Source organism: Streptomyces corallincola (assembly GCF_019104725.1).
Taxonomy (GTDB): domain Bacteria; phylum Actinomycetota; class Actinomycetes; order Streptomycetales; family Streptomycetaceae; genus Streptomyces; species Streptomyces corallincola.
The window spans coordinates 1-687 of record NZ_JAHRXF010000099.1 but is presented as its reverse complement, the minus strand read 5'-3'; the positions used below and the strand labels follow the sequence as shown (position 1 = coordinate 687).

Annotated in this window: 1 protein-coding gene; it reads left to right on the top strand. The window is 68.4% G+C overall.

The features are described from left to right. The coding region (locus KUM39_RS27945) for an alpha-amylase family protein (RefSeq protein WP_504740072.1) at positions 1 to 687 on the top strand (687 nt) is incomplete at both ends.

Genomic DNA, 687 nt, shown 5'->3' with positions numbered 1-687 from the left:
CCGGAGTGGTTCCACCACCGCGCCGACGGCACCATCGCCTACGCGGAGAACCCGCCGAAGAAGTACCAGGACATCTACCCCATCGCCTTCGACGCCGACATGGACGGCCTGGTCACCGAGACCGTGCGCGTGCTGCGGCACTGGATGGAGCACGGGGTGCGGATCTTCCGCGTGGACAACCCGCACACCAAACCGGTGGTGTTCTGGGAGCGGGTCATCGCGGAGATCAACGGCGCCGACCCGGACGTGATCTTCCTGGCCGAGGCGTTCACCCGCCCCGCGATGATGCACACCCTCGCCCAGATCGGCTTCCAGCAGTCCTACACCTACTTCACCTGGCGGAACACCAAACAGGAACTCACCGACTATCTGGGTGAGTTGTCGGGGGACGCGGCGGCCTGGATGCGGCCGAACCTCTTCGCCAACACCCCCGACATCCTGCACGGCTACCTCCAGGACGGCGGCCGTCCCGCGTTCGAGACCCGCGCCGTCCTGGCCGCCACCCTCTCCCCCACCTGGGGCATCTACAGCGGCTACGAACTCGCCGAGAACACCCCGCTCAAGCCCGGCAGCGAGGAGTACCTCGACTCCGAGAAGTACCAGCTCCGCCCCCGCGACTGGGACGCCGCCGCCCGCGAGGGCCGCACCCTCGCCCCCCTGATCACCCGCCTCAACGAGATCCGGCGG